At 58.7% G+C, this 25,091-nt stretch carries 25 protein-coding genes and 3 pseudogenes; 6 read left to right on the forward strand and 22 right to left on the reverse strand.

Annotated elements, in window-relative coordinates; translation table 11 throughout:
* Positions 1 to 199: 199 nt before the first annotated feature.
* The gene (locus LMTR3_RS40440; protein WP_084029950.1) at positions 200 to 439 is read left to right on the forward strand and encodes a 3-oxoacyl-[acyl-carrier-protein] synthase III C-terminal domain-containing protein; all 240 of its coding nucleotides are present in this window, start codon (positions 200 to 202) and stop codon (positions 437 to 439) included.
* Between the two features lie 830 nt (positions 440 to 1,269).
* Here LMTR3_RS40440 and nolL read toward each other — a convergent pair.
* On the reverse strand, positions 1,270 to 2,382 hold the full coding sequence (gene nolL, locus LMTR3_RS32545) for a nodulation factor fucose acetyltransferase NolL (RefSeq protein ID WP_176722052.1): 1,113 nt from the start codon (positions 2,380 to 2,382) through the stop codon (positions 1,270 to 1,272).
* Between the two features lie 1,184 nt (positions 2,383 to 3,566).
* On the opposite strand from nolL, the gene LMTR3_RS32550 reads away from it, so the two are divergent.
* The 3 genes and pseudogenes from LMTR3_RS32550 to LMTR3_RS40145 all read left to right on the forward strand — a co-directional run bounded on the left by LMTR3_RS32550 (position 3,567) and on the right by LMTR3_RS40145 (position 6,739).
* Positions 3,567 to 3,842, forward strand: coding sequence for a hypothetical protein (locus tag LMTR3_RS32550; protein WP_065749060.1), 276 nt, complete (start codon positions 3,567 to 3,569; stop codon positions 3,840 to 3,842).
* Positions 3,843 to 3,854: 12 nt separating this feature from the next.
* Positions 3,855 to 4,034: a hypothetical protein gene (locus LMTR3_RS32555; RefSeq protein ID WP_065749061.1), complete on the forward strand. Its 180-nt coding sequence runs from the start codon at positions 3,855 to 3,857 to the stop codon at positions 4,032 to 4,034.
* A gap of 401 nt (positions 4,035 to 4,435) precedes the next feature.
* Positions 4,436 to 6,739 (forward strand): annotated as a pseudogene (locus tag LMTR3_RS40145) (S9 family peptidase).
* A gap of 332 nt (positions 6,740 to 7,071) precedes the next feature.
* On the opposite strand, the gene LMTR3_RS32565 reads toward LMTR3_RS40145, so the two are convergent.
* Positions 7,072 to 7,314 carry a hypothetical protein gene (locus LMTR3_RS32565; protein WP_065749062.1) on the reverse strand — a complete coding sequence of 81 codons (243 nt, stop codon included), beginning with the start codon at positions 7,312 to 7,314 and terminating at the stop codon, positions 7,072 to 7,074.
* 503 nt (positions 7,315 to 7,817) lie between these two features.
* On the opposite strand from LMTR3_RS32565, the gene LMTR3_RS32570 reads away from it, so the two are divergent.
* Complete coding sequence (locus LMTR3_RS32570; RefSeq protein WP_502686691.1) at positions 7,818 to 8,555, forward strand: OmpW/AlkL family protein; 738 nt, start codon at positions 7,818 to 7,820, stop codon at positions 8,553 to 8,555.
* A gap of 556 nt (positions 8,556 to 9,111) precedes the next feature.
* Here LMTR3_RS32570 and LMTR3_RS32575 read toward each other — a convergent pair.
* The 16 genes and pseudogenes from LMTR3_RS32575 to LMTR3_RS32655 form a co-directional block, all read right to left on the reverse strand.
* Entirely contained in the window at positions 9,112 to 9,459 is a 348-nt protein-coding gene (locus LMTR3_RS32575; protein WP_065749064.1) for a (2Fe-2S) ferredoxin domain-containing protein, read from the reverse strand.
* Positions 9,460 to 11,514: 2,055 nt separating this feature from the next.
* On the reverse strand, positions 11,515 to 11,964 hold the full coding sequence (locus LMTR3_RS32580) for a Rieske (2Fe-2S) protein (protein WP_065749065.1): 450 nt from the start codon (positions 11,962 to 11,964) through the stop codon (positions 11,515 to 11,517).
* Positions 11,965 to 12,556: 592 nt separating this feature from the next.
* Positions 12,557 to 13,690: a DegT/DnrJ/EryC1/StrS family aminotransferase gene (locus tag LMTR3_RS32585; protein WP_245320108.1), complete on the reverse strand. Its 1,134-nt coding sequence runs from the start codon at positions 13,688 to 13,690 to the stop codon at positions 12,557 to 12,559.
* Positions 13,691 to 13,755: 65 nt separating this feature from the next.
* Positions 13,756 to 14,025: a DUF6129 family protein gene (locus tag LMTR3_RS32590; protein WP_065749329.1), complete on the reverse strand. Its 270-nt coding sequence runs from the start codon at positions 14,023 to 14,025 to the stop codon at positions 13,756 to 13,758.
* Between the two features lie 34 nt (positions 14,026 to 14,059).
* Positions 14,060 to 14,419, reverse strand: coding sequence for a DUF3024 domain-containing protein (locus tag LMTR3_RS32595; protein WP_065749067.1), 360 nt, complete (start codon positions 14,417 to 14,419; stop codon positions 14,060 to 14,062).
* Between the two features lie 15 nt (positions 14,420 to 14,434).
* Positions 14,435 to 14,675 (reverse strand): annotated as a pseudogene (locus LMTR3_RS32600) (nitrogen fixation protein NifZ).
* Positions 14,672 to 14,992 (reverse strand): nitrogen fixation protein NifZ, encoded by a 321-nt coding sequence (locus tag LMTR3_RS32605; protein WP_065749068.1) that lies wholly within the window; start codon positions 14,990 to 14,992, stop codon positions 14,672 to 14,674. Before LMTR3_RS32605 ends, LMTR3_RS32600 begins: the two are co-directional and overlap by 4 nt.
* Complete coding sequence (locus LMTR3_RS32610) at positions 14,989 to 15,762, reverse strand: 4Fe4S-binding leucine-rich repeat protein (RefSeq protein WP_065749069.1); 774 nt, start codon at positions 15,760 to 15,762, stop codon at positions 14,989 to 14,991. Before LMTR3_RS32610 ends, LMTR3_RS32605 begins: the two co-directional genes overlap by 4 nt.
* Complete coding sequence (locus LMTR3_RS32615; protein ID WP_065749070.1) at positions 15,752 to 16,288, reverse strand: tetratricopeptide repeat protein; 537 nt, start codon at positions 16,286 to 16,288, stop codon at positions 15,752 to 15,754. The genes LMTR3_RS32610 and LMTR3_RS32615 overlap by 11 nt, the downstream gene beginning before the upstream one ends.
* A gap of 346 nt (positions 16,289 to 16,634) precedes the next feature.
* Complete coding sequence (locus tag LMTR3_RS32625) at positions 16,635 to 16,859, reverse strand: 4Fe-4S binding protein (protein ID WP_065749072.1); 225 nt, start codon at positions 16,857 to 16,859, stop codon at positions 16,635 to 16,637.
* 11 nt (positions 16,860 to 16,870) lie between these two features.
* Positions 16,871 to 18,370 (reverse strand): nitrogenase cofactor biosynthesis protein NifB, encoded by a 1,500-nt coding sequence (nifB, locus tag LMTR3_RS32630; protein ID WP_245320111.1) that lies wholly within the window; start codon positions 18,368 to 18,370, stop codon positions 16,871 to 16,873.
* 336 nt (positions 18,371 to 18,706) lie between these two features.
* Positions 18,707 to 19,570 carry an SIR2 family NAD-dependent protein deacylase gene (locus tag LMTR3_RS32635; protein WP_065749074.1) on the reverse strand — a complete coding sequence of 288 codons (864 nt, stop codon included), beginning with the start codon at positions 19,568 to 19,570 and terminating at the stop codon, positions 18,707 to 18,709.
* Positions 19,567 to 19,791: a putative nitrogen fixation protein NifT gene (gene nifT / locus LMTR3_RS32640; protein WP_065749075.1), complete on the reverse strand. Its 225-nt coding sequence runs from the start codon at positions 19,789 to 19,791 to the stop codon at positions 19,567 to 19,569. The genes LMTR3_RS32635 and nifT overlap by 4 nt, the downstream gene beginning before the upstream one ends.
* Before the next feature lie 4 nt (positions 19,792 to 19,795).
* On the reverse strand, positions 19,796 to 20,980 hold the full coding sequence (gene nifS / locus LMTR3_RS32645; RefSeq protein WP_502686692.1) for a cysteine desulfurase NifS: 1,185 nt from the start codon (positions 20,978 to 20,980) through the stop codon (positions 19,796 to 19,798).
* 11 nt (positions 20,981 to 20,991) lie between these two features.
* Positions 20,992 to 21,282: a NifU family protein gene (locus LMTR3_RS32650; RefSeq protein ID WP_065749077.1), complete on the reverse strand. Its 291-nt coding sequence runs from the start codon at positions 21,280 to 21,282 to the stop codon at positions 20,992 to 20,994.
* 16 nt (positions 21,283 to 21,298) lie between these two features.
* A complete protein-coding gene (locus tag LMTR3_RS32655; RefSeq protein WP_065749078.1) occupies positions 21,299 to 21,622 on the reverse strand; it encodes a HesB/IscA family protein in 324 nt (107 codons plus the stop codon).
* Between the two features lie 281 nt (positions 21,623 to 21,903).
* Between LMTR3_RS32655 and LMTR3_RS32660 the strand changes: the two genes are divergently transcribed.
* Positions 21,904 to 22,494: a hypothetical protein gene (locus LMTR3_RS32660; protein ID WP_065749079.1), complete on the forward strand. Its 591-nt coding sequence runs from the start codon at positions 21,904 to 21,906 to the stop codon at positions 22,492 to 22,494.
* Between the two features lie 15 nt (positions 22,495 to 22,509).
* Here LMTR3_RS32660 and LMTR3_RS32665 read toward each other — a convergent pair whose 3' ends face one another.
* The 4 genes and pseudogenes from LMTR3_RS32665 to LMTR3_RS32680 form a co-directional block, all read right to left on the reverse strand.
* The gene (locus tag LMTR3_RS32665) at positions 22,510 to 22,914 is read right to left on the reverse strand and encodes a Rieske (2Fe-2S) protein (RefSeq protein WP_065749080.1); all 405 of its coding nucleotides are present in this window, start codon (positions 22,912 to 22,914) and stop codon (positions 22,510 to 22,512) included.
* A 224-nt stretch (positions 22,915 to 23,138) separates the two neighbouring features.
* Positions 23,139 to 23,300 (reverse strand): hypothetical protein, encoded by a 162-nt coding sequence (locus LMTR3_RS38795; protein ID WP_176722045.1) that lies wholly within the window; start codon positions 23,298 to 23,300, stop codon positions 23,139 to 23,141.
* Positions 23,301 to 23,444: 144 nt separating this feature from the next.
* Positions 23,445 to 23,825, reverse strand: a pseudogene (locus tag LMTR3_RS39625) (transposase); the annotation flags it as partial.
* 156 nt (positions 23,826 to 23,981) lie between these two features.
* A complete protein-coding gene (locus LMTR3_RS32680; protein ID WP_141686944.1) occupies positions 23,982 to 25,079 on the reverse strand; it encodes a redoxin family protein in 1,098 nt (365 codons plus the stop codon).
* Positions 25,080 to 25,091 lie beyond the last annotated feature (12 nt).

A 25,091-nucleotide genomic window follows, 5' to 3' on the forward strand; every position in this document is an offset into this window, starting at 1 on the left:
CGAGCTTGCTTTACCCGGACACGAGTCCTGGAATGGGCTTGCATTTCGGCGACTTCGGATTTGAACTTGTATTCTCAAAGCGCGTTCCATCGATCATAAGCGAATTGATGCCACTTGCGCTGCCACCATTGCTAGCGGCAGATAGCATCCATCTTACTCAGGTGAAGAGCTTAGTCTTTCATCCGGGCGGGAGAAGGGTATTGGAGGTTTTGAGCGGGGTCTCGGGAGATCGTCTAAGGATTTCATTTCCAGCTATGAGACTTTTCGACGCCATGGAAATATGTCCAGCGCAACTGTATTATTCGTTTTAGATCACGTGCTTGAACATGAGAAGCAGGCGCCAGGATCATACGGGATCTTGGCTGCGTTCGGTCCAGGGTTCTCTGCCGAACTGTCGCTATTGAAATGGGCTGAGGGCGACGCGGCGGTCCGATCGTAGCAGGCCTGGGTGGGAAAGGCCATGTTGAGCTCCCGCCATCTATGAACTGTTGTCCTGATTTGATAACAACTATCAGCTCCGCATTTTGGACGAAGCATCCCCGCGTGCCGAAGTAACCGTCCCTAGAACAAATAGTTCGAGTCATCTGCTCCGGCTTCGGCGAGCCGCAGTCGTTCTCGCAGTCGCGTACCGGGCGCGTACACAAGGCATCCCATTGGCTCGGTGCGGCGTCGACTTTTTGAGCTTCTCCGTATCGCTCCGGCGAAGGCCGCCTTATCGGTGCGATCGATAGTGAATACATAGGGCGCATGACTAATTCATACGGCCTATTTCGAAGCTTTCCCTGACTGCGGGTTGTTTCGACGGGCGCACGACGCTGTTGTGTTGGAAGAAAAGCAGCGGATCATTGCCGAGAGCTGTGGCGGGCCACGCTTGGTGTCAATAACGGCGCGGCGCAACGCCTTGTCTGCAAGCGAATTGTTCACGTGGCGCCGATTAGCGCGCTAAGGCCGACTGGGCGGGGACGCCGTGCCGGCGCGTGTTCCTCTAGAGATCACCTCTACGCCGGTTCTCGGCGTTGACGCCGCCGTCTTCGACTCCGCCGCGCGCGGGGGGCAGAAGTCATCGAGATCGAGCTTAACGGCTGTCGGACGCGCGTTGACCGCAAGGTGGGACTGAGAAGTTATGACGACGGCGATGATCCATATCGCGGCGGACGGCGTGCTGCGGCGCCATAACGACACACGTGAACCAGGTCTATCACGTCACCACAATGGCAGAGGCTGCGAGGAGACCCAGGAGCCGGGCCAGAATTCAGATCTCGGCTGCAGCTAGTTGTCTGCGGGCTGATACTTTAAACGAGCCGAGCGTGGTGGCGATCCAAGAACGAGCTGAGCTAGATAGGGAATGTCGCGCACGATCCAGTGTATGATCAGCGCGATGGCAACAATTGCTCCCCCAAGAATTCCCGCGACGGCCAACCTAGTCGTGAGATCCCAAAGTTCCCCGTACTGGATCGAATCCATGAGACGAAAGACCGCACCTTGTATCAAGTATAGCAGCAACGTGCTCTGTCCCAGTTTCACGGTGATGAAGCGGGTCACTCGATTTGAGCGGCCAACTTTCCAGCATTGGAGGACGAGCACGATCATGATCGCTGAGGCCGCTGCGGAGCCAAGAAGCATCAGAACTACATTTTTTGCCGACTGCACATCCTGCACTTGGGCGAGATTGTTGTAGATGTAAGTGTCTTTGCCCCAGGCTAGAAAGCACACCAAAGCCGCTATGGAAAGAAACATGATGATGAACGGCTTGTGAGATCGCGTTATGCTCGTCCACCATTCTCTCGACTGAGCAAACGATACTCCTAGGCAGAAAAACGGAAACGTGTACTTGATGAGAGGTGATATGGAAAATGTCAGAGGTGCAAGTACGACTAGTATGACTGATACGAATAAGATCCAGGGCGAACGATGATTGAAAATCAAAAGAATTTTGACGAGAAGGAAAGAAACAAAAGCAGCCCAGATGAACCAGTATGTGCCGGCGGAATCCTTTAGACACTGCAAAACGCTGCCTGGTTCGCTGGCGGACGAGCTTAATACGGCCAACTTGGCGGTCTTCAGAAGAAAGTACCAAAACAGCATGGGCAAGAAGAGCTGCATCGCACGATCACCGATGGCTCGAGTGAACGGCCTTCGTAAGAGCGCTCCCCAAGAGAGATATCCGCTTATCGCCATAAAGAGTGGCATGTGAAACATGTAAATCCATTTGAAGCATGGCGACTCCCAGAAGCCTTCATCTCGGTAGACGACATATTGGATCAGGTGACCGACGATCACCAAAGTGATAAGCACTCCCTTCGCGAAATCTAAACCAAGATCTCGATCGTTTGCCTCTAGCGCGCGTGCCCCGGGCACAATCGATTCAGTTACATTTGGCAATGTATCAACCTTGCGATATCTCTTTGTTGCGATGAGCCGGACGCCCGTTTGGCTGGAAATACCCGCTGCTACCAAGTACTGGTGCAAGCTGCATCAGAAAACGGCGGCTCATCATCGTGACTGATTCGGAGGTCCCGCCCAGCATCAAAGGCATTCCTGCCGGATGTCGTGGTCCACTCTCCGAACGGTTCAATTCCCAGCATTAAGCAGCGGTCCAGGCGGCGTGCAATATCGGAGCGCTGCTGAAGTAAACGCGCGAGCGTCGTCCCCGACCGGGAAAGGCCGAGAAACATACCTCTCTAGTTGTTTAGGGCCAAGCTTCATGGTGTGCCAATTATACTGGAGCAAGGCGCTGACCATCTCAGGAGGGATAGGCCGAGCTGCCGAACATAGGTTTATGCTGCCACCTATCATGAAAAGCACTTCGCTACTGCGGCTTTGCATCGTGCAATCAATCCATTCGGCGAGCGCGGAGGAATTTGCCGTTTACACTCTACAACCTCCGATAGCTAACCAGTTCGAGGACATGTTCAATTGTACGGAGGTGGACGATCGGTATAGAAAAGAGGGGACCTGCTATACGAAGGTTTACCGATGGAAGCCACCATTTCGATCGGTTTGCCTGATCGAGCGAGCGCCTTGCAGCGTGTGCGACCAGAAGAGGTGTTTGCAACGGACTGCGACACTTCTGACGGCCGGCCTGCCCGTCCCAGTGGAATGGGAAAATGGAGGGATCGAAGCTATCGGTCATCGGCGTGGTGATGAAGTCGATGTCCCACGGGTGTGTTTCCGCCCATAGGATAGCGCCGGGGTTAATCTGGACCACTCAAGTCGGTCACACAGCGGTTGCGAAAGTCTGGTGCGAGGGCTCCGGATTGATTTACCGCAAGGTGCCCTCCGCAAGACATCCATATTATTGCCGTGCAATGTGGAGGCGAAGTGGCCTCGTTACAGGCCATAGGCCTCCGGCCTCCTCAGGCATACGGTCTAGCAGTCCGTGGAGTTCGATTGTTACAATGTACGCCGAAGCCTGACGTTAATGCTCCTACGTCCGGCCGTGGATATAAGAAAACGATGGCATGGATTGACCAGCAATTTGCCGGCGAGTGCTGCGCTGCATTGACCCTGCCCGGCGCCGGCCAGCAGCAGTTTGGTTCTCGGGCTGGCCCAGCGAACGAAATCTGATGCCCCTGCAATTCCGTCCTGCCGTCGAAGACATAGAGATATGGAGCGCAAGCAGCGACCACTATTCGTTCGTGATCAGCTTCCAGAGCCCCGCCGGTCTTGGCTTTCGCGGAAGGCTGGGCTACGTCGCGTCGTGGCGTCCGCTTCACCAGGACCGTGGCGCGATCAAGGTCCTCGGCTCGCCCCTCCAAAGTTTCGCGGAGGCCGAGGACGCCTGCAACAACATGCTGAAGTACCTGAAGGACGACACTGATTCCGCTCCCCAGCGAAGCTGAAGTCTCGCTAAAATGCTGCAATCGCTCCGCGTGATTGCGATCGAGGCGAACACGATCATTTTAGTTCAGCTCTGTCTGAAGGCCGGATGCCCGCATTTCTACACCAAGGCCGACGCGCGCCGAACGCCGCACGGCGAAATGCTGGCTGTTTCGACGAGGTCCATTTCCCATCGCCGCCTTTCTCATCCTTGACGATCGCAGCCTGAAGGCGAGCGTGCTTGGCAGAAAAAGCCGGGCGATATCTATAACGAGTCAAGTGGCGTAGACGCGAGCGTGGTCGATCTGATGTCGACAGTAATCTATAAATGGCATGGGGTTCGTGTTTGATCGTAGACGCGCGGCTTGGTTCAACATCCAACGTTTTGTCGCGTAGATGACATACTAAATCGAGAAACGCGGGAAATGCGCATCGCGCTCCGTTGGCATCGATTCTGCACACCACGAGCGCCTAGGGAATTGGAAGCAGCGTTCACGGCGTTTTACGCGCAGAAGTCCGGTGCGGGTCTTTGGAGTATACGCTGAACGCAGCCGCACAACACTCGGGAAGTCAACGCTTGTATTTCACGCCAGACAATCAGGAGAGGTAACCGTCCATGTACAAGTTCGGCGTTTTGACGCTTGCTCTATTGGTTCAGCAGGGGTCCACTGCCGCGAGTGCTCCGACGGATAGCGTTGCAAATCAGCTGCAGCTCTCCGATTACAAGCGAGCGCTCACGATCGGTGACCAATATGCAAAGCTCACTATCAATGTCCCCGACGTGCCGTTCTGGCGCGCAGATGGTGAGTCTTTCGTCTACCGGCGGACGACTAAAGGCAAGCATCAGTTCATTCTCGTGAATGCTGCCACGGGCACAAAACAGCCGGTTTTTGATCACACCCGCCTCGCGGCCGCGCTGAACAGGGCAAGCCACAAGGACTATAAGGCCGACAATCTGCCCTTCGACCGTTCAAGCTGGCCGAAGATGCTGGCAGGATCACCTTCAACATCGGGAATACCCGGTGGAGCTGCGACCTTGTAAGCGATGCGTGCACAAGCAATACCATGCCACCCGAAGCCTATCAGTACAGCTATGACCGCACGCCACCCGCGGAAAATAATCGAGAGAAGACAAGCGTATCGCCTGACGGCAAATGGCTAGCCTATTCTAAGAACTACAACCTGTTCCTGCGCAGCAGGGATGGCTCTCGGGGCATCCCTTTGACCTGGGACGGATCTGAAACCAACTACTATGCTTTGTCGACGCTGAGATGGTCTCCAGACTCGCGTCACCTCGCGGGTTACCGCATCCGTCCAGGGCACAAACGGCAGGTCCATTACCTCGAATCATCACCGAGGGACCAGCTTCAACCGAAACATTGGACGATGACGTATCCGAAGGCGGGTGATACCTTGGCACTGCACCAGCCGGTGCTGTTTGATATCGTCAGTCGGCGCCAGATCGCAATCGACAATGCTTCGTTCCCAAATCCCTACAGTCTTTCGCCGATCCGCTGGTGGAAGGATGGCCGCGGCTTCACCTTCGAATATAATCAGCGCGGACATCAGGTCTATCGCCTTGTGGAAGTGGAAGCTGCTACAGGCAAGGTGGGCTGTTTGATTGATGAGCGGAGCAAGACGTTCATTGACTACCAGCATCTAACGGATCAGCGTCACACGGGAAAGACCTTCCGCTACGATGTTGAAGATGGAAAGGAGATCATCTGGGCATCCGAGCGCGATGGATACGAGCATCTCTACCTTTTCAATGGCCGGACCGGCGAACTCAAAAACCAGATCACCAGAGGAGATTGGGTGGTCCGCACCGTCTATTACGTCGATCCGGTCAAGCGCCAGATCTGGTTTGGCGCGAGCGGGATGAACCCAGCGGAGGACCCTTATTTCGTCCACGCCTACCGCATCAACTTCGACGGGACGGGACTGACTGCGCTCACGCCTGAGCTGGCCAATCATCACATCGAGTTTTCGCCCGACGGCCGCTACTATGTCGACCTGTGGTCTCGCATCGATGTCCCGCCGCGCTTGACGCTGCACCGAGCCAGCGATAATGCCGAGCTGATGCAGATCGAGAGCGCCGAGATCTCCGAACTCATCTCGGCCGGCTGGCAACCGCCACTCAGCTTCCATGCCAAGGGGCGGGACGGTGAAACTGATATATGGGGTATCATTCACCTGCCGATCAACTTCGATCCAAACAAGAGATATCCGGTCGTGGAGTATATCTATGCCGGCCCGACTGGTTCCTTCGTTCCCAAGTCCTTCTCGGCCTTCGTCGAGCCTCTCACACAGCTCGGGTTTATTGTCGTTCAGATCGATGGAATGGGTACGAACAACCGCTCTCGCGCGTTCCACGACGTTGTCTGGAAAAATCTGAAGGACGCCGGCTTTCCCGATAGAATCCTGTGGCACAAGGCGGCGAGTGCGAAGTATTCCTGGTAACGATATCTCGAACGTCGGCATTTTTGGCACGTCCGCCGGCGGGCAGAACGCGGTGAGTGCGCTGCTCTTCCATCCTGATTTTTACAAGGTAGCGGTCGCGAACAGTGGCCCCTACGACAACCGGATGGACAAGATCTGGTGGAACGAACAGTGGATGGGTTGGCCAGTCGGCATCGAATATTCTCAATCCTCCGCCGTCGACAACGCCCACAGACTGCAAGGTAAGCTGCTGCTCATTGTCGGCGAAACGGACCGCAATGTCCATCCGTCCTCTACTTTCCAGCTTGCCGACCGGCTCATCAGGGCGGGAAAATACTTCGACTGGCTTGTGGTGCCCGGCGCAGATCACGGAGCACCAGGCAGTTACAGCAAGCTCAAGCTCCTGGACTTCTTCGTTCGCAACATTCTCGGGCAAGAACCGCCTAACTGGAACGCCATCGGGTCGAGCTGGCGAGAATAAATTCAGGGTATGGGGCGGCAGAGCCATGGTGACTCGCCGCCCCTCACCGATCGAGGAGTTCGCGGTTTAAAAAAGCTGGCGGGACAAGTACGCCAACACGCCGCGCACGGCCGACCTCCAGTTGGCAATAACTAGCGCGTTGTGGAGCGGGCAACGACAGGGCGAGCTTTTGCGCTTGCCCTAGTCTGGCGACGAATGCCCGCACATTCTCCGTCCGCAATCCAAGGGCGGTCGGCGCGTCCGATGCCGGCTGGTGCACTCTTAAGAGCCCTGCTCGACAACACAGAGCGTCGGGCACCGCTGTCTCGCCGTGCGCCTTAGCGTTTGCGTTATCAATCGACTTCTTCAAGCCTCAGCAGCATGCCCTCAATTGATTCTATGGACGTTTCAATCGCGGCAAATCGTCCGTTCGAGTACCACGCCATCCCAATCAGAGCGGGCCTTTTCGACTCCGCTGCGTTGGCACTTGTCTCTTTTGGTAGATCGACAAGCAGGCAAGCAAGTTGAGCGAGCGCCGATTTCTTAGGCTCAAATTTGCTGACCGCCTCGTCCGCGGAGTAGAAGTCTTGGCGCATTAGAGACGCCTCATCCGCCTGGAGCCATTCAGTTGGTTGACGGAAAACGGAACGTTACTGCCTCGCAACCGTGATGGGTGAGGATGAGCAGCATGGAGTCTTCGAGATTGCCGCTTCGGCGCAGAGCGATATTGGTCGGCGATAGGTAAACCTCAGTGCACACAACAGCGTAGTTGCCAATGCAGCGCAGCCACGACTTATCTTGTACAGGTCACGAACTGTGTCGCCGAGATACCAGCCTCCGACCGCTCTCTGCAACCTGGTGGACTTAGAGCTCGCCGGCTGAGGTACAATACAGACAGAATCCTGCTCAGACAAATATAGAGCGAAATGTTCGAAGAAAAGTCATCATGCTGCAAGGCCAGTGATCATTTTGCAACGTGTCGACTTAATCGCGCCATCACCCGCTCGATTTGATCCGCATCACATCATTCACCAGCCCGCTTGTGGTGTGACAGAGGCGTCGCGCGACTCCCCGCGCTGACTTGGGAATGGAGATTTTGATGAGAACAAGAGCAATTCTAACGATGGCGTCGCTGCTCGTGCTCGCGGCGGCGTTCGGTGGGGCCGCCATGTCGGTACGGGCTGCGGATCTGGCACCGGCGTCGATCTACACCAGAGCGCCGCCGGTCGCCCCCTTCAATCCCTGGATGGTCCGCCTGCGCGTGCTCGGCGTGCTGCCGGATGCCGGAGGCAGCTCGGTCAATGTTGCCGGTGTCCCGCCCCTGTCGTCGCCGAATTCCGGGCTCTCGATCAGCGATCAGGCCATACCGGAGCTCGACATCACCTATTTCTTCACCAGGAACATCGCCGCCGAACTCATTCTCGGCGTGACCAAGCATCAGATCAGCGGCACCGGGACGCTCAACGGGCTCGAAATCGGCACAGCCTGGTTGTTGCCGCCGACGCTGACGCTGCAGTATCACTTCACCGATTTCGGCGCGTTCAAGCCCTATATTGGCGCTGGCATCAACTACACCGTCTTTTTCAACCAGTCTGCGGCCAATACGCCGTTTGCCGGGCTAGCGATGACGGATCTGCACATCAGCAACCAGGTTGGCGCCGCGGTCCAATTCGGCTTCGACTACATGCTCGACAGTCACTGGGGCCTCAATGTCGACGTGAAGAAGTTGTGGCTGCGGCCGGATTATTCGGCCACCGTCAACAACGCCATTCCCGTCACCGGGCGCGCCAATATCGACCCATGGCTGGTCGGCGGCGGCATCACCTACAAGTACTGACAAAAGCACGATCCGGAAGAGTGGAAACCGGTTCCAAACAAAAAGATCGAGCGAGCTGACGATTCGAAGAAGCATCATCTCTCTCAGCGCCGGGAGCCGGGCCCCGGCGCCGCATCCGCCCTGGCTGTGAGTATTGGCGGAGCGAGCATTAGGTGACGACAGACACGATCGAATTAAGTTAAGAGCAATCGATTAAGTCTCATCTCGGCGCGACTGGCGGAATGCACCACATGGACGTCAAGGCCAGGGTTTCAAGCGGTACGCCACCAGGGTGACACCGTCACGGTGATCAAGGACTTGAAGCTCAAAGGCTCGTTCTACGCGCGGCACCGTGATCAGAAATATTCATCTCACCGAAGATCCCGATGAGATCAAGTCCACACCGATAAGGTCAAGGGCTCGGTGTTGCGGACGGATTTCTTGAAGAGAGGCGTGAGGTCACCACCGCTCATCATCCTGGCGAGCTGGTAATACGACGTTTCAGAGACGTTCCGTTTGGACGTGTAGCCGCGCCGTACCTGATAGCCCGCGCAGGCGGCCCTAACCGAGCTTTCGTCTAGCTCCGCTTCAACACCATTACCAGGCGGTCGACGCGTTTGCCTTCCTTGAGATGGGACTCGATGATTTCGTCGATATCGTCAGGCGTGGTCGGGCGGTACCAGACGCCATCGGGATAGATCACCATCAGGGGACCTACGTTGCAAAAGCCGAGACAGCCCGCCGCCGTGAAGCCGATATCGGTGAGCCCTTGCGCTTCGATCGCCTTGCTCATCCTGTCCCACAGAACTTGCGCGCCAGCTGCACCGCAGCTGCCGTGCGGATGTGTGGGCGGACGCTGGACGTGGCAGGCAAAGACGTGATGCCTGTAGAGTTGAGGAAGCTCGAATTCCGTTTCTGAGTTCATGCGCCTGCCACGCGTTCGATTGGGTTAAATGAAGAGAGACCAGGTCCGAGTGCATCGCCCCTGGGACCGCGGTCATCAGCGCGAGCGCGTGAAGTTCGTCACCCATTGTCCCCTTGAGCGCCGCATGCAAAATCTGATGCTGCTTCGGCTCTTAACTGTAAAGGCACGCGGAATGATGCGGGCGCCATAATGATCGCCGTTGCCGGCAACATCTGTCACGGACACCTCCGCCTCCGGAAAGGCCTCCCTGATCAGGGCCTCAAAGTCTGGTCCCATCATCGCGATATTCCTCGCTCGCGCTTTGCTTGGCCGCCATCTCGCGTCTCCATGCAAGCTTCGAACCAAGATGCGCGACGCGCGCGTCCGCGCCGGTCATTCTCAATCTGCCAACGTGCGACTGCTAGTCACTGTCACGTTTGCTACAGCAGCGATCTCTTCTGTTGCAGACGTGACAAAGATCGAGCCGGGCTCACGCCTCCAGCTTTTCCGCAGCGAGGCTCCAAATAGACGGAGAATACCGGTCCTTCTGGATGGCCCGGCTCTTGCAATGTCATCTCAAGAATGAAGCGATCGCTATAATGTCGTCTTCTTGGAGGAGCTCATCAATTTTGGCGATTTTCCTGATGAGATCGACGCTTTGCTGTAGCAAGGCGTGGTCGCCTACCGGCATGATCCGGCGCGAACCGACCCATCTTTCGGTGAGCGTTGCACCGTACGACGAGGCGCGCGCGCGTGATCGCCGAGCGTGGCTTGCGCGAGATCGCAAGCCACGCCGGCTAGGAGCCCGACTGGCGCCAATGGCAAATCGCAATCAGCGATGCCAGTGGCGCTGGCGCTTCGCGCTGTACACCTTGAGGCGCTTGCCTTGATTCCTGGGGCGGAGACCTCGATTACAAGACTACGGTCAATGGGTATGCCCTTTGAATTGCCGTGCGTGACTGGGATTGGTACTTCGCAGGGTTGTTCCCCCTCTCGCTGCACGCACGGCCAATCTAGTTTCAGCGAGTCTGAAAGAACTCCTGATACAGGATCGTTATCTCACCCTAACGGTCTTGTTACGTCTGGGCTCAAACATCCCCCTCCAGCCCAGACGGAGCCCTCGGCGGCGTTGTGACCGCCGGGGGCCTTCTCTGTTTCAAGCGCGCCTTGGATGTCACTAGCACTTGCTCGGTCTCGGCGCCCTCCATAAGCGCGGTTGTCATCGGAAGAAGGCCGCACCCGGCTTCACCCGACCAAAAAGTGCTGGCGTCGATGTTCACCCCCTTTGCCGGCCTGCCTCACTCCGTACACAGGGTGGAACCGTGCAGCTCGCGCTCGCAGCACGCGAGTTGTGGATCTAGCAATATATGGAGAGGTAGCCGCCAATTCTCCTAAAGGGACGCCGGCGTCTTATCGCAGGCCAAGAGCGAACGGTAAGAAAAAGCCAAGCGGGACGAGGTCAGCGCCTCTAAGCGAGTCTTTAGGAAGCGCCGCCGTCTTTCATCATCCCGGATTGCCCGCGTGGTTGCGCCCCCAGTCGGCCGAGCGTTGCTAACGGGAGGTTCAGTTCGGCGCGCGAGGTTTCGTTGGCAATCGTCCCAGCAATGCGCCGCAGATGCAAGCGAACCAGCGGGGTTGAGCTCGGCGCCGCCAATGAGAAAACTGAGATGGCGCTGGCGTAGCCCTGCTCGGGCCTGTCGAGTCTTGGCCCGCCGTCCACTCCGTGAGATAGCACTTGAACACCTGCTTGCTGCCCCGGACATCAGCCAGATGCACGGCGCCGATGATCTCCGTTTCGGGTAATGCCTCCATGCGCTATAAGAGCTGTCGACGGCCGATCGGTCCTCACAAGTCCGCCAATGCGCTCGAACATCGAAATCGCTGCGCGTCTCGTTGTTCGAGTGTCCCAGTACCATTCATTCATGCCGGGCTACAGGATGACTTCCGCCGGCGTGCCGGCACTTTGATCTCTCACGACTTCGAAAGCAGCGACAGGCGCAGGCCTGCGCCAATGTTCATCCGAACGACAGCGCTTTCCCGAAAGACTCCTGAGCCACGGCCATGAGATCATGCCTGTTAATCCGGATGGATCATGATGTCCATGGTTTCATCGCTGTCCTCGAACGGATCGGGAAACCCGTTGTCCTCCACCAGCTTCACGCCACATAGGCAGACGTCGCCGTCGACCACGGCGAGCGCGACCGGCTCCAGGGCTTTTGCGTTGCAGGGGCCGTCGATGCAAAGCCCGCTGTCGATCTCGAAGATCGCACCATGCCGGCCGCATCTGATAAAGGCGCGGTCCGACGAGAAAAATTCTCCGGAGCCGATGTTGAGCCAGACACCGTCATGCGGGCAGCGGTTGAGGTAGCCGTGGTAGTCGTTTGCGAAGGTCCGCACCACGACAATCGGAAACGGCCGGCTCTCGCCGCTCTCGTCGATCCGCGACAGGCTAAAGCCCTTCGCGCCGCCCCGCTCGATTGCATCGGCTTGACAGACGGTGAACACCTCAATCTCTTGGCTGCCCATGTCGCGGTGCTCCCTTGGCTCATGCTGTCGTCAGGTTTTCCTGCCTGAAGGCATCGACGGCGGCACGGGTCAGCCGAAGCGCGCCAACTTCACCGGCCGGCTCCTGGCAGGCACCGACGGCGCGCTGAGAAAACCAAAACCATCGTGCGGCCTAAGGCCGGCCGGCGCTCGCCGATCTCGACCACTATCCCGTTCAGGGAACAGTGACCTGCTGCGAAATTCATTTGCCTTCCCTGCTATTTAGCGCCGGGCCTGCAGAAGCCCGAGCCGAAGCCCAAGGGCTCGATGTTCATGTCTTCGTTCCGAGCACCTTGGGCTCGCGGGCGAGCGGCAACTCGGAGCCGACGGCTCCGATCGTTTTGAGCTTCTCATTCTCCTCGCTCGCTCTTCGGACCTATCCTCAAGAGTTCCTTGCGGCCTTGCTGGACGTCGGAGGATCCGTCTTTGGTCTGCCCCCTGTGGAATCTTCGGGTTCTGCAGCACCGCCAATAGTGATGTGGCCTGAATGACCTCCATTATCTTGTCCCACTGTGAGACCCTGACTGTCGACATTCAAGCTTTCCCTTTGCGTCCCATTGATGATTCTTCGGTTCTAATAAATTGCTGCGCCAGCGCCGATGTTGATTGACGCATCCTTCACCGTCGCCACGATAAACTCGATATGGTCGCTGGTCAGATGGGTGTGAAATGGCAGTGCCAGGGCGCGATCGGCGATCTTCTCCGTGACCAGGAAATCGCCATGCCGATAGCCGAGATCAAAATAATGCCGCTTCAAATGCAACGGATGGCAATAGGCGGCGGCCTCGACCCGCTCGGTGCGCAGGTCATCGACGATGGCATCGCGGCTGGAGCGCGTGAAGCGCGTCCCGAGATGGACCAGATAGAGGAACCAGTTCACCCCGGTCGCATCGGGAGCCACATAGGGCGGCTTGATACCCTCAAAGGATTGCATATGCGCATTGTAGAGCTGTTCGGCGAGCCGGCGCCGCTCCAGGATTTCCTCGAGGCGCCTTAGCTGCGCAAGGCCCAGCGCAGCTGTGAGATCGCTCATGCCGGCCTGGTGGGGCGCTGCGCTGCTGATGACAACGGAGGAGCGTTCATCCAGCCGATGTGCGCGATGGCGACGTAAGCCAACGGCCAAGTCGATGTCATCGGTCACCACCATCCCGCCTTCACCGCAGGTCAGAGCCAGTGGCTGGGCGAAGTCGAACACGGCGATATCGCCAAAACGGCCGACGAGCTCGCCCTTGTATCGCGATCCGATCGCTTCGGTCGAATCCTCCAGGAGCGGCAGCTGATGGTGCTGCGCGATCGCGCGCAGCTCCGACCATGGCGCTGGATGGCCGTTGGGGTTGCCACCTATAATCGCCCGCGTGTTGGCCGTGACACGTTCTTCGACCTTGGCCGGAGCCAAGGCTCCCGACCAATAGTCGACGTCGGCAAATACGGCCCGCGCGCCCACTAGACTGATAGCATGCACCGTCTCGCGAAACGAATAAGGCGAGGCAATCACCTCCTGCCCGGGTCCGACGCCGAGCGCTTTTAGCGCAAGCAAAAGCCCGATCGTGCCGCTGGGGACGGCAACGGCATATTTGCGGCCAAGATAGGCGGCGAAGGCTTTCTCGAAGACGTCAGTGATGGGTCCATTGGAGACTCGCGGCGAACACAGCAGCGCTTCAACGGCAGAGAGCTCGGCGGAGGTGATATCGGGATCGGAGAGCGGAATGAAGGAAACATCGGCCTCGGCCGCGTCTGCGCCATCGTCGCGATGCCCCGCGAGTCCAACGCCGGTCACCGCCCAGTACTCCTTGCCGCCAGCAGGATGCCAATCGCCCGCGCTGGATCTGTCGTGATCTGCACGCAGCGATCGCAGCCATCGATCAGATGCAGGTCGAAATGCGGAAACTTAAGGAACGGCCGCTCCGTCACGTCAGAGGCATCACAGCGCGTCACGGCGAGCTGCGGAAAGCGGCGCCGCAGCTCGGAAAATGAGCTTGCATCAAGCTCCGCTGCCGCAAGCACGCGTCCGATTTCGATCAGTTCGTCTGTGCCAAGCGCCATCGCGGCTCCCATATAACTGGCTCCCAAATCAGCTTCATTGCCAGAACAGCCGCTCGGGATCCCTGTTCAATTCCTCGATTGCGGAGGTCAGGCGGTAGTAAATGCTATAAAACTCCCACATTCCGTTTGCGTGGTTTTTTCGAAACAGCTTCCACATGCCGTTCACCGTGTCATAGTGAACTAGCGCGACGTCGATGAGGCCGCCATCCTTGTCGATATTGTGAGAGCAGCAGGGACTCTCGATCAGATAGCCACCCCTCACCGGTTTGACAGTCGGCGAGACATAGCGATAGCGCTGGCGCGAGCTCAAGGCGCGCTCGATCCGCTTGCAATCGAGCTCGTTCGGATGAGGATTAATCCCGATCGCTACTCTTCTCATCACCGCGGCAGTCATTGTGAAAGGCTCCCCTCAAAGCACTGTGATTTCTTCTTCAAGACAGCCGACCGACCAGCCGCTCGCCGTACTCGACGAGATAGATTGGCACGTTCGCTTCGGTATGCCTGCCGACCTGCACGATCTCGCCGATCGCTCCAGCGCCGATCAAGAGTCCGTCGGCCGGTGCGTCCGGAAAGGAGCCGTCGTTAATGAGGTCGACCGCCGCCTTGACGCGCTGGCCCCATTGGTACTTCGGCAGCCTCGGGTCGATCATGGCGCGGCCTCTTCCGGCAAAGGCAGGTCCTCAAGCTCCTCGCGCGCCAGCACCGGCTCGAGCTCCTTGCGCTTCATGCCGACGCGGTTGCCGCTTTCGAGAAATTCGACGCCATAGATGTAGAACTGCTGCAGGAAAGTGCCGATTGAGACGACGTAACCCACCTCCCCCTTTTTGGCGATGATCTCGCCAACTTCCTTGCCGGCATAGGTTCCATCATTGCGGATGGTCCGGTTGGCCCGCACCTTTTCGCCGAAGCTGAAGAACGGCGGCCCGGTGAGCTCGACGACCTCGCTGTCGCGAACGATGTTGCTCATGTCCCACTCTCTCTCGGTCGTTCGGGCCGGATCGCCACGCGCGCGCGGGCGACTTCCTGCACCATCGAGTCCTCGTCCTCGGCCAACTCAGCCAGCTCGTCCGTCGTAATGCGGCTTGCCACCTCATAACGGACGCGCCAATCCGGATCGCGGCGCAGGACGCTGAGCGAATCCGGAGACAGCCGCCGTGCGATCTCGAGCCGCACGCTCGAATCGTGATCATTGATCATGCCGAGAAGCCAGTCATAGGGAATGCGGAGCGCAACCACGCGGCGCACCTCGGGCTCGTCATCGTTCATGAGACGCCCAAGCAGCGCCGGCGCGATCCGGCTCGCCACCACCAGGCGAACGTAATAGTCCTGATCCGACATCATTGGCGCCAGCTCCTCGCCTTCCAGCAACGTCGCAACCCGCATCCTCACATCCCGATGCGGGTCGCTGCGTAGCCGAAGCACAAAGCGCTTGGGAAGGCGGCGCGCCGCGTTCCAGCGCACGGTTTCCTCGGCGTCGTCGAGCAGCATCGGCAGCAGGAACAGATTGGCGTATCTGGCCGCGATCGCGCGCACCTCGAAATGCGGATGTGTGATGTAAGCGTCGGCCAGTGCCGGATTCCAGTTGAAGAAGCGGTCTATGCGGCGGGCATAGCGGTCGTTTACGCAGGCTTGCATCAAGCAGCAGCCGCCAGTGGCCCTGAGCCCGAGATGCGTGCAGGTGCCGCAGTCGATCTCGTTGCCTAGCCAGTCGCGGGCCTCATCGATGTCATCGGTCATCGTCCTGTCCTATCCGCTCCAACACATCTAGGAGCACCTTGGCGCCGATTTTGTCGGTCGGGTCGAGCTCCAGGAGCTTGTTGGCGGCCGCGTTTCCTTCATCGAGATTGCCGAGGCGCATCTGCAGGTAGGCGTAGGCTTTCAGTGAAAATAAATAGAAGCGCGACAGACTGTTCTCGTCGCAAGCGAAAGCAGCATCGGTCGCGCTGACCCGCCGCCAATCATCTGAGAGACCGTTTTCACGCGCCGCCTTAGAAATACAGAGCTTTGCGACCTCCAACGCCTCGGCCAAGCGAGCCTTGTAGAAATAGAAGCGGTAGAGTCCGATCAGAACGGCGGCGTGTCCCGGCGCCAGCGCCTGAGCTTCGTGCAGGTGTTTTTCAGCGATCTCGTCCAGGTGATAGGAGAGCCCGGCCTGCCACAGATGATCCTCGGCTTCGCGCGGAAGGCCGTCGCCGAGTAGCGTGTGCGCGATGAGCGCCCCCTCGCTCTTGGACAGCGGATTGCCTGTCCGATCGAGGTTCATCGGCAGCTTTCCTCTTTTAATGGGAGCGTTGCTGCTGGAGCAGCACACCTACTTCTGGGAAGATCAGCTCGATCTGTGCAGCGGTGTCGGTCAAATCGATTGTGAGACCCCCAAGCATTAGCTGGTTCTCGACATTGAGAAGCAACTTCAGGCCGTTGCGGCTCGATGCCTTCCTGACCGGGTCGAGGTGCCGGCGCAACACCTATATCGACAGTGCGATCCCGGCAACCATCTGTCGTGACGGCAAGCCGGACGCTGGCGCCAGCGGTGTCATCGGCGCGCAGCACGAAACTCGCGAGTTTTTCAGCGGTGGACGCCAGCGTGAAGGTCATGGGATCGAGCCTATTTACGCCGGTGCCTGGTAGCGCGGCAATGAGGCGTCGACGACGCATGTGTTGTCGACCGGGCACACCGCGACGCATTGCGGCTCGTCGAAATGGCCGATGCACTCGGTGCATTTCTTCGGGTCGATGAAGAACGTGCCGCCTTTCTCCGAGATTGCGACATTCGGACATTCCTGCTCGCAAGCCGAGCAGCTCGTGCATTGCGAGGCAATGATCTTGAATGGCATCGACGCCTCCCTTAAGCAGCCGAAATCAGCGCGCCCTGCCGGATCGCCGCCTCGGCCCTCTCGACATACTGGATCTCGCCGCGTTGCACCTTCTCGAGATATGACTTGAACCAGGTGATCGCTGATTTTTCGATGAACTCATAGGCGTATTGGTCGACTGGCTCGATTCCGGCCTTCAAAAGATTGTTCTTCGGACAGCCGCCGATCTTGGCCACAAACACCGCATGGCAGTCGTTGATGGCGCGGATGATGGTGGCAAGGCTCTCCTCCTGGCCATAACCGCCTCGGCAATAGTGATCGACGCGGCGATGGCCAACGAATTTGGCACCGGTAGTGGAGAGTTCGTACACTTGGAACTCCTTGGCATGCCCAAAATGCTCGTTGATCAGGCCCGCCCCCTTCGTCGCCACCGCAACCAAGAGCTTGACGCCGCTCATTGCGCTGGCGAGCTCGGCGAGCTCTTCCTGCTCGGCAGCAACCTTGGCGACGCGCTCCTCCTCGACCTTGGCCTGATAGGCCTTGCGCATCTCCAGGTCATAATTGACGTCCATGGCCATAATCTTCTCGGTAGTGAACTCCGCACTGCGGTCCTCGCCGAGCAAGCCGACCGCGTCGGCGCGGCACTGCCGGCAGTGCCGCATCATGTTCGTCTCGCCTTCGCAGACATCCTGCAGTGCCTTCAATTCCTGGGCGGTCGGACCCCGCTGGCCGTTGAGACCGAATGCGGTGCCGTGCTCGGGCGCGGAGATCAGAGGCATGATGTTGTGTAGGAACGCGCCGCGCGATTTGACCGCCTTGTTGACCTCGACCAGATGCTTGTCGTTGATGCCCGGGATCATCACCGAATTGATCTTGGAGAGGATGCCCCGCTCGGTCAGCATCTCGAGGCCTTGCATCTGGCGGTCGGTAAGGATCTTTGCGGCTTCGAGGCCGGTGTATCGCTTGTGGTTGTAGAAAATCCAGGGATAAATCTTGGAACCGATTTCGGGGTCGACCATATTGATGGTGATGGTGACGTGGTCGATCTTGAAGCGGGCGATCGTGTCGACATGGTCGGGCAGCATGAGGCCGTTGGTCGATAGGCACAGCTTGATGTCGGGAGCGGCCTTGGCCACCAGCTCGAAGGTCTTGAACGTCTTTTTCGGATTGGCCAGGGGATCGCCCGGCCCCGCGATGCCGAGCACGGTCATCTGTGGGATCGTGGAGGCGACCGCCAGCACCTTTTTCGCCGCCTGCTCCGGCGTTAGTTTCTCGCTCACCACGCCCGGGCGCGATTCATTGGCGCAATCATATTTGCGATTGCAGTAATTGCATTGGATGTTGCAGGCTGGCGCGACCGCAACATGCATGCGGGCGTAGTGATGATGCGCTTCCTCGCTGTAGCAGGGATGGTTCTTGACCTTCTCCCAGATCTCGGTCGGCAGCTCACCCCGGCCGGCTTGCGAGCCGCAGCTCGCCTTGCCGCTGCCGCCGGACGTGCCGCAGCCCTTGTGCTCGGCGATAGCCTGCATGGTCTCGCCGATGTCGACGGCGCTCCCTGCCAAGCTTGCTTCGTCCAGCGCTGATGCGTCCATCCTTCATTCTCCCTGCAGGCGGAAACTGAAAAGAAGATTTGCAACTCGCGTGCCATGGCCGGATTGGCGAGCAATTTTGATCTAAGTCACAAAGTGAGCCGCCTGCCGCGGTTGGCCGTGGAAGCGAAGCCTTCTGCACAGCATTAGAAATGTTCGAAGTGTGACAGGCGTCTCGATCCTGACACGGAATGAGCACAGTCATTCCCTGGCGCGAAACGCAAGACAACTCGCGTGCGCCGGCACGCGAGCAACATTACTCATATACAAGGTCTGTCAGGCAGCGAGCAGGATCTCGGTCGCGCGCGGGAGCGGGATCGCAAGCGGCGTCAGGCCCTGTTCGACCAGAAAGCGCAGCTCATTCCTGGACAGCACATTCGGTTCCACGATGGCGTAATGAACACCGGTCGAGCGCTTGGTGAGCTGCCGCGCATAGGTTCGCAGCAGCTGATCGTTGAAGCGGCAGCCGATGAAGAGAAAGCTTCGACCACTGCGCCGCTCTTTCACCACATCGGGGATCGGCGTCTGAATGTCGATCTCGGTCAGAACCTCGACATAGTCGGCGTCAGAGATCAGGAAATTCCTGGCAGGCAGCACGCCGCCGTGCGGCTTGTAGAGGACCGTGGTCCAGCTCTGCGCCATAGTGGGATCGACCTCTCTGCCCTCCGCATCATAGAAGCGATACCAGCGGTCCTCGCCGATGCCGGCGCGGCTAATGCCCTGCACCTCGCCCCACCCCTCGTGCTTGCCAAGCGCCGCACGCATTGCGCCGTCATACCAGGCATCGACCATGATAGGCGGGGACAGCGCGGCGAGATGATGATGCAGTGGCGTCGGCTCGACCGGCGCGGCAAAGGCCTGCGCCATCAATGCCGTCACGGTGGAGCGATGCTTGTTGCTCTCGATGTACTGCGCCGACGCCCAGACGTTGCCCTTGGCCCGGCGCGGCAGCGCGACCTTGGTAGCGAAGAAGGCAGCCAAGGCCTCCGGCGTCATCGGCGGATCCGGTTTGAACAAATCGGCGAGGCCAGGTCCGAGATACGGAACAATGCTGCCGGCACGCAGCCTAGTCGCTACGTCAGTGAGAATCGCCTCCGCATCGGCCGCGTTGACAAAGGCGATTTGCGGGGTCGCCTTCATCGGTCGCCGCCGCCCTCGCCACGCTTTCGGGCATTGACCGTGATCGGCAGCGGCGTATCGCTCGCCATTTCGGGCAGATCGAGCACCCAGCCATTGGCTATTCTGATCCAGCCGCCCCACAGCGTCTCGTGCTCCGATTCAATGATCGGCTCCTCGAGATCTTTTTTCGGCACGTAAATCGACAGGCCGGCCTCCGGAGAGCGGCGAATCATAACTTTCATGAGATCAACTCGTGCATCGGGGCGATTTGCTGGTGGGATTGGGATGCTCTCGTGACATGGCGCGCAGGTTAGCCACGATGCCGGACAGTACGCGGACGACCTGATCGACCTCTTCGACGGTGGTTTCATGCGATAAGGAAAAGCGCACCGCGCCGCGCAGGCTCCTCGCCGGCACGTTCATGGCGCGCAGCACGTGCGACGGGTCCATTGAGCACGAGCTGCAAGCTGATCCCAGCGAAGCGGCAATGCCCGCGCGATTGAGATGGTGGATGATTGCTTCGCCTTCGAGATCTTCGAAGGCAATGTTGGCCGTGTTCGGCAGCCGGTTGCTGACATCGCCGAGCGCCATGCAGCGGCAGTTGTGCAAAATCGCCTGCTCCAGGCGATCGCGCAACGCACCAATGCGAACGCGCTCCGGCTCGAGCCGCTCGGCCGCAAGCTCTGCAGCTTTTCCAAGACCGATGATGCCAGGGATGTTCTCGGTTCCGCCGCGGCGCCGTCGTTCCTGTGCCCCGCCCCAGATCAGCGGCCTGAATTTCGTGCCTTGGCGTAAATAGAGCGCTCCGATCCCTTTGGGGCCATGCAGCTTATGCGCGGACAGCGACAGCATGTCGATAGCACTGTCTTTCAAGTCGATGGGCTCTCTGCCTATGACCTGCACCGCATCGGTGTGAAACAGCGCGCCTGCTGCACGCGCTAACCCGGCCAGAAACTCCACCGGGAAAATCGTGCCGGTCTCGTTGTTGGCCCACATAACCGATGCAATCGCCGTGCGTGGTCCAAGCGCCCAGCGAAAGGCCTCGACGTCGAGCCGTCCGCGCGAATCCACTGGGATCACATGCGTCTTGATGCCCCTTGTCGCCAATTGCTCGACCAGCGTGAGGATGGCGGAATGCTCGACGGAGGTGGTGACGATCTCGTCGCGCCCTTGCTTGGTCGTAAGCGCAGAAAGGATGGCGGCGTTGTTGGACTCGGTCCCGCCGGAGGTGAAGACGATCTCATGATCGTGGGCGGCCCCGAGCAAATTCTGCAGGCTGCGGCGCGCCTTGCCCACCGCGCCCGCGATCTCGCTGCCGAAGGCATGGGTGGACGAGGCATTGCCGAACCGCTCTGTGAAGAACGGCAACATGGCTTGCAAGACACACGGATCTGTCCGTGTGGTCGCATTGTTGTCGAGATAGATCGGCACAAACGCCTCGTTCAATGCCGCGCATTGGCGGCGCCGGCGACCGGGATCAGGCGAACGAATTCACCGAGCCTTTCGACCAGCCGCGCCTGAATGCCTTCGAGCGTCGCGCTTGAAAGCTTGCAGAATACGCAGGCGCCAGTCAGCTTGACCATGATCTTGCTGCCCTCGATCCCGACCAGCTGACAGTCGCCGCCGTCGCGTTGCAGATTGGGCCGGATCTCCTCGATCACGGCGCGAATGAGTTGCTCCCGATCGGTCTCAATGACCAGCGATTGCTTCAGTCGTTCTGGTTCCACCAGCATGCTTTGATTTCTCTTTTCATCTGCCGAAGGATTTGCCGCAGGAGCAGCTCGAGCTGGCGTTTGGGTTGTCAAAGGTGAAGCCCGAGCCCTCCAGCGCCACCACGAAATCGATCGTCGTGCCGGCGAGGTGCTCATGGCTCTTATTGTCGACGAACACCTTGATCCCGTCGCGCTCGATAACGGTGTCGTCGGACTTTGCCTCGTCGGCGAGGCCCATCCTGTATTTGAATCCGTCACAGCCGCCGGCCTCGACCATGATGCGCAGCCCGCTCGTCGGCTGCGCCGAAGCCGAGATCGCGCTCTTGAGGGCATTCACTGCGCTATCCGTCAGATTGATCATGGCACCCTTTATTTTCCCGAGTCGTTTGCATGCGAATTGGCAAGTCGCATGCCAGCGCCCACGAGCTTGACAATGCTCACCTTTTTTCGAAATCGCGCCTGTTGGCTTTGCGACGGGTGTCGGGTTGCTGACAAAGGTCTTCGAGGGATCGCGGGGGCTTTGCGTGTCTTCTTTATGGATTTGGCCGATGAAGCGTTACGAACGCGGCGGCAAACAATTTGCATGGCGTCTCCCGCCGCCGGAGTGTCCGGCGATTGTCTTGGATCGAGGGATGATTTTTCATGACTGCAATCGAGAACACCGCGCTAGGCCGGTTGGAGAAGGAGGGGCGCCTGCTCAATGCCATATTCAAGGGCGGGACTACCAAGCAGGGCCGGTTCGGCTTTCGCGGCGATATTGCACTAAAATTCCAGGCCCAGGTCGCAGACGAGAAGCGGCCGCCCCACTATTCGATCGAGCAGGTACTGACGGTCGTGCAGGAAGGCGAAAGCAGCATTCCGGTGCTGGCCGGCTATCTGCACTGCTTCGCTTATCTTGCTGATGTCGCAAACGTTCTTGACGGCGCGCTAAGCCCTGATGGCAGCTACTTCATGTTTTGCAACAACATAGACCTGTTGGCGAAATACCGAATAAAGCTTCGTGGTATCACCTTCAACGCGCTGCCGTGCGATGAATCCACCGTTTGGAAGGAGATGATGGACCTGGTCGGGGTCGACAAGAACGACATCAAGAAGCTCGACGCGCCCGGCAAGCTCGACTACCTGCTCGACGCGGCCAAGGATGTCGATATGTCCTATGATGAGATCTCTTACGAAGACGGGCTGAAGAGGATGGACCCCGTGAGAAACCGTAACGAGAACCGGCCGGTCTGAGCGCCGGCTTTAGCTTTAGCCAGAGGAATCCTCCTCCTCGACAAGCCGCACGCCGGTCACGCAGATATCGCCGTCCAGCACCGTCAACGCGACCGGCGTGAGACTGCCCTTGCACCGGCCGTCGACACAGCGGCCGGTGCCGAGCTCGAAGATCGAGCCGTGCTTGCCGCACATCAGCCGGATGCCGCGGGGATCGAAAAACTGGTTGCGTTCCCAGTCCAGATTGACGCCAGTGTGCGGGCATTTGTTGAGATAGGCAAACACCCGCTTGCCCCAGCGCACCACGACAATGGGCCACGGCCTGTGGCTGCCGTCTTCGTCGACGATCATGAGGTCGAATCCCATGGCGCGCTGGCTTGGAATATCGTTGAACCCGCAAATCGCATAGGCGGTATTCGGCTGCGTCAGCTGCTCGTTCATGACAAGAGAACCTTCAATTGATCATCCAGCGATCATCTTGCAAAAATCGCGCAAAGTACCGGATCGCCTCACCTTTCTTGGGAATCCGGCCGGCGCGCGCCGTCGCAAACGAGAAGCGCTCGATCATCGGCCCAACGAGCTTAGTGGGGATCAGGCACCGCTTGGCTATTCAGGAATCAGATCGCAGCAGATCCAGAGCCAGCTGGCGGCGCCCCTGCCTTCTGTTATTTACTCAGAACCTTCTCAAGATTAGCGACCGGCGCGGCGCGCTTTTCAGCTGGCACGCTGTCAAGATCTGCATTTCGCCATTTGACGGCCGGCAAATCGCGGGCGCCGGGAACGCCGCGCAAATGCCGTTCAGCATCGCCGCGGTCAAATGAAATCAAGGAATTTCCGATGCCTGTCTGGCATGTTGCCGACAATCTCCGCGACAGCGTTTTGCGTATGGCCAGCGGTTCATCTCGCGAAGCGGACTTGGTGGTCATACCTTCGAAGCAGCGCATCAACTTCGGCAGAACGACACGGCAGGCGTCGAGGACGGCGTCGGTGACCCGGCTGATCAGGTCGGGCGAGACCTCGGTGCCATACAGTTCGGCCAGGTTGCGCCCTGGATCTCCCGCACCGTCATGCTGCGGGCGTACAGGCTCAAGATCTTGTCGTCAAAACCGGTAAAATGCGTCTGCCCTTTGGCGATCAGCTGCGGCTCAAAGCTGGCGGCACGATCGCGCGGCACCGCAATCTCGATCTCACCGTCATCTGTGAGGATCGTCTTTGAGCTCATCCCGTTGCGGCTGTTACCGGTGCCGCGGCCAGCCGGGGTCGCCCTTCTCGTAGCCCAGATGCGAGCTCAGTTCGGCGCCCAGCGCCCGCTCGATCAAGGCCTTCTTCAGCTGTTTGAACAGCCCGTTCTCTCCCGTCACGAGGCTCCTCCGACGCGGCTACACAGGCCCCGACGGGCGAAGATGAGTGACGTCGATCCGCATGCATGGCTCAGCCGTCGTTGGACTGTCAGATTTAGTTGCCACTGGCCCGCCGGAGAAATAGGCGATAGCAAGTGACCAATCCGACTATCGCTTTGACGCTTTCGGAAACCCGTCTTGCGGAGTTGCACAAAGAGCGCCGTAGCAAGCCTTCTCACCCTTGTAGTTGGCAAGCACTTGGACCAACAACGAGATAACGTGCTGTTTCAGTTCAATCGGGGTAAGCTCAGGATCGTCCAGCGACTTCAGCGCCACCTCGATCAACTCGATCGCGCGATCCTTATTGCCGCTCTCGTAACAATATTGAGCGACCGCCCCATAGGACAGGAACTTGAAGCCTTCGCCCCGTTGCGGAGGATTCAGCGCCAGAATGTGTTCGGACAACTCCTTGCCCATCGCAAGGCGCTCGGCAGTCGGGAAGTGGGAGTTGTCATTCGCCACATCGAAGAGTTGGCGCAGCGCCCCGGCCAGCCACAGCTCCGAGTTTTTTTCGATCGCGTCGCGAACTAATTGCCTCATGACCGGCAAGCCGGTCTGCAAGTCGCGCAGCTTGTGAAGCAACAGATCCGCATGGAGCACGCGGAAGTTAAGATCGTCCGGCATCACAGCGACGGCCTCTTCGACCGCCGAAAGCGCCTTCGCCCAATCCCCCGCCTTCATCGCTGGCGTAAGTTTGGCGAAGATCGGCTTAGTCATCGCGGCGGCTTTAGCTTCGTCGCTGGTGCGCCAGCTGCCGCTCAGAATTTTCGGCAAAACGTCATCGAGTTGCTTCGAAAAACCGATAAAGGCGATGTGGCCGTCACGGTCGACGACGAACGAGGTGGGAATCCCGACAGAAAAGCTGGGCTCCATCCAAAGCTTGTTCATTTCGCCTGTGTAGTCGAACCCGATCCGGTAGTTCAGATTCGGCAACTTTTCGGTCAACCATGCATCCAACTTGCTTCGGGCCTCGTCCGCCGTTGGAGCTCGTTCACGAGCTGCGAGTCCGAGGACCTCAACTCCGCTGTCTTTGTATTTCTCTTGCAGCTGCACCAGATGGGACAGCTCCGCCACACACGGTGCGCACCACGTTGCCCAAAATTCGACGATGTACACCTTCCCGGGCTGGAAGCTCGTGAGGGGCTGGCCACGCAGCCAGTTATCCACCTTGATCGGAGGAGCTGGAGATTCTAAGCCCACCACCATGTTACTCTCCAA

Source organism: Bradyrhizobium sp. LMTR 3, assembly GCF_001693485.1.
Classification (GTDB): domain Bacteria; phylum Pseudomonadota; class Alphaproteobacteria; order Rhizobiales; family Xanthobacteraceae; genus Bradyrhizobium.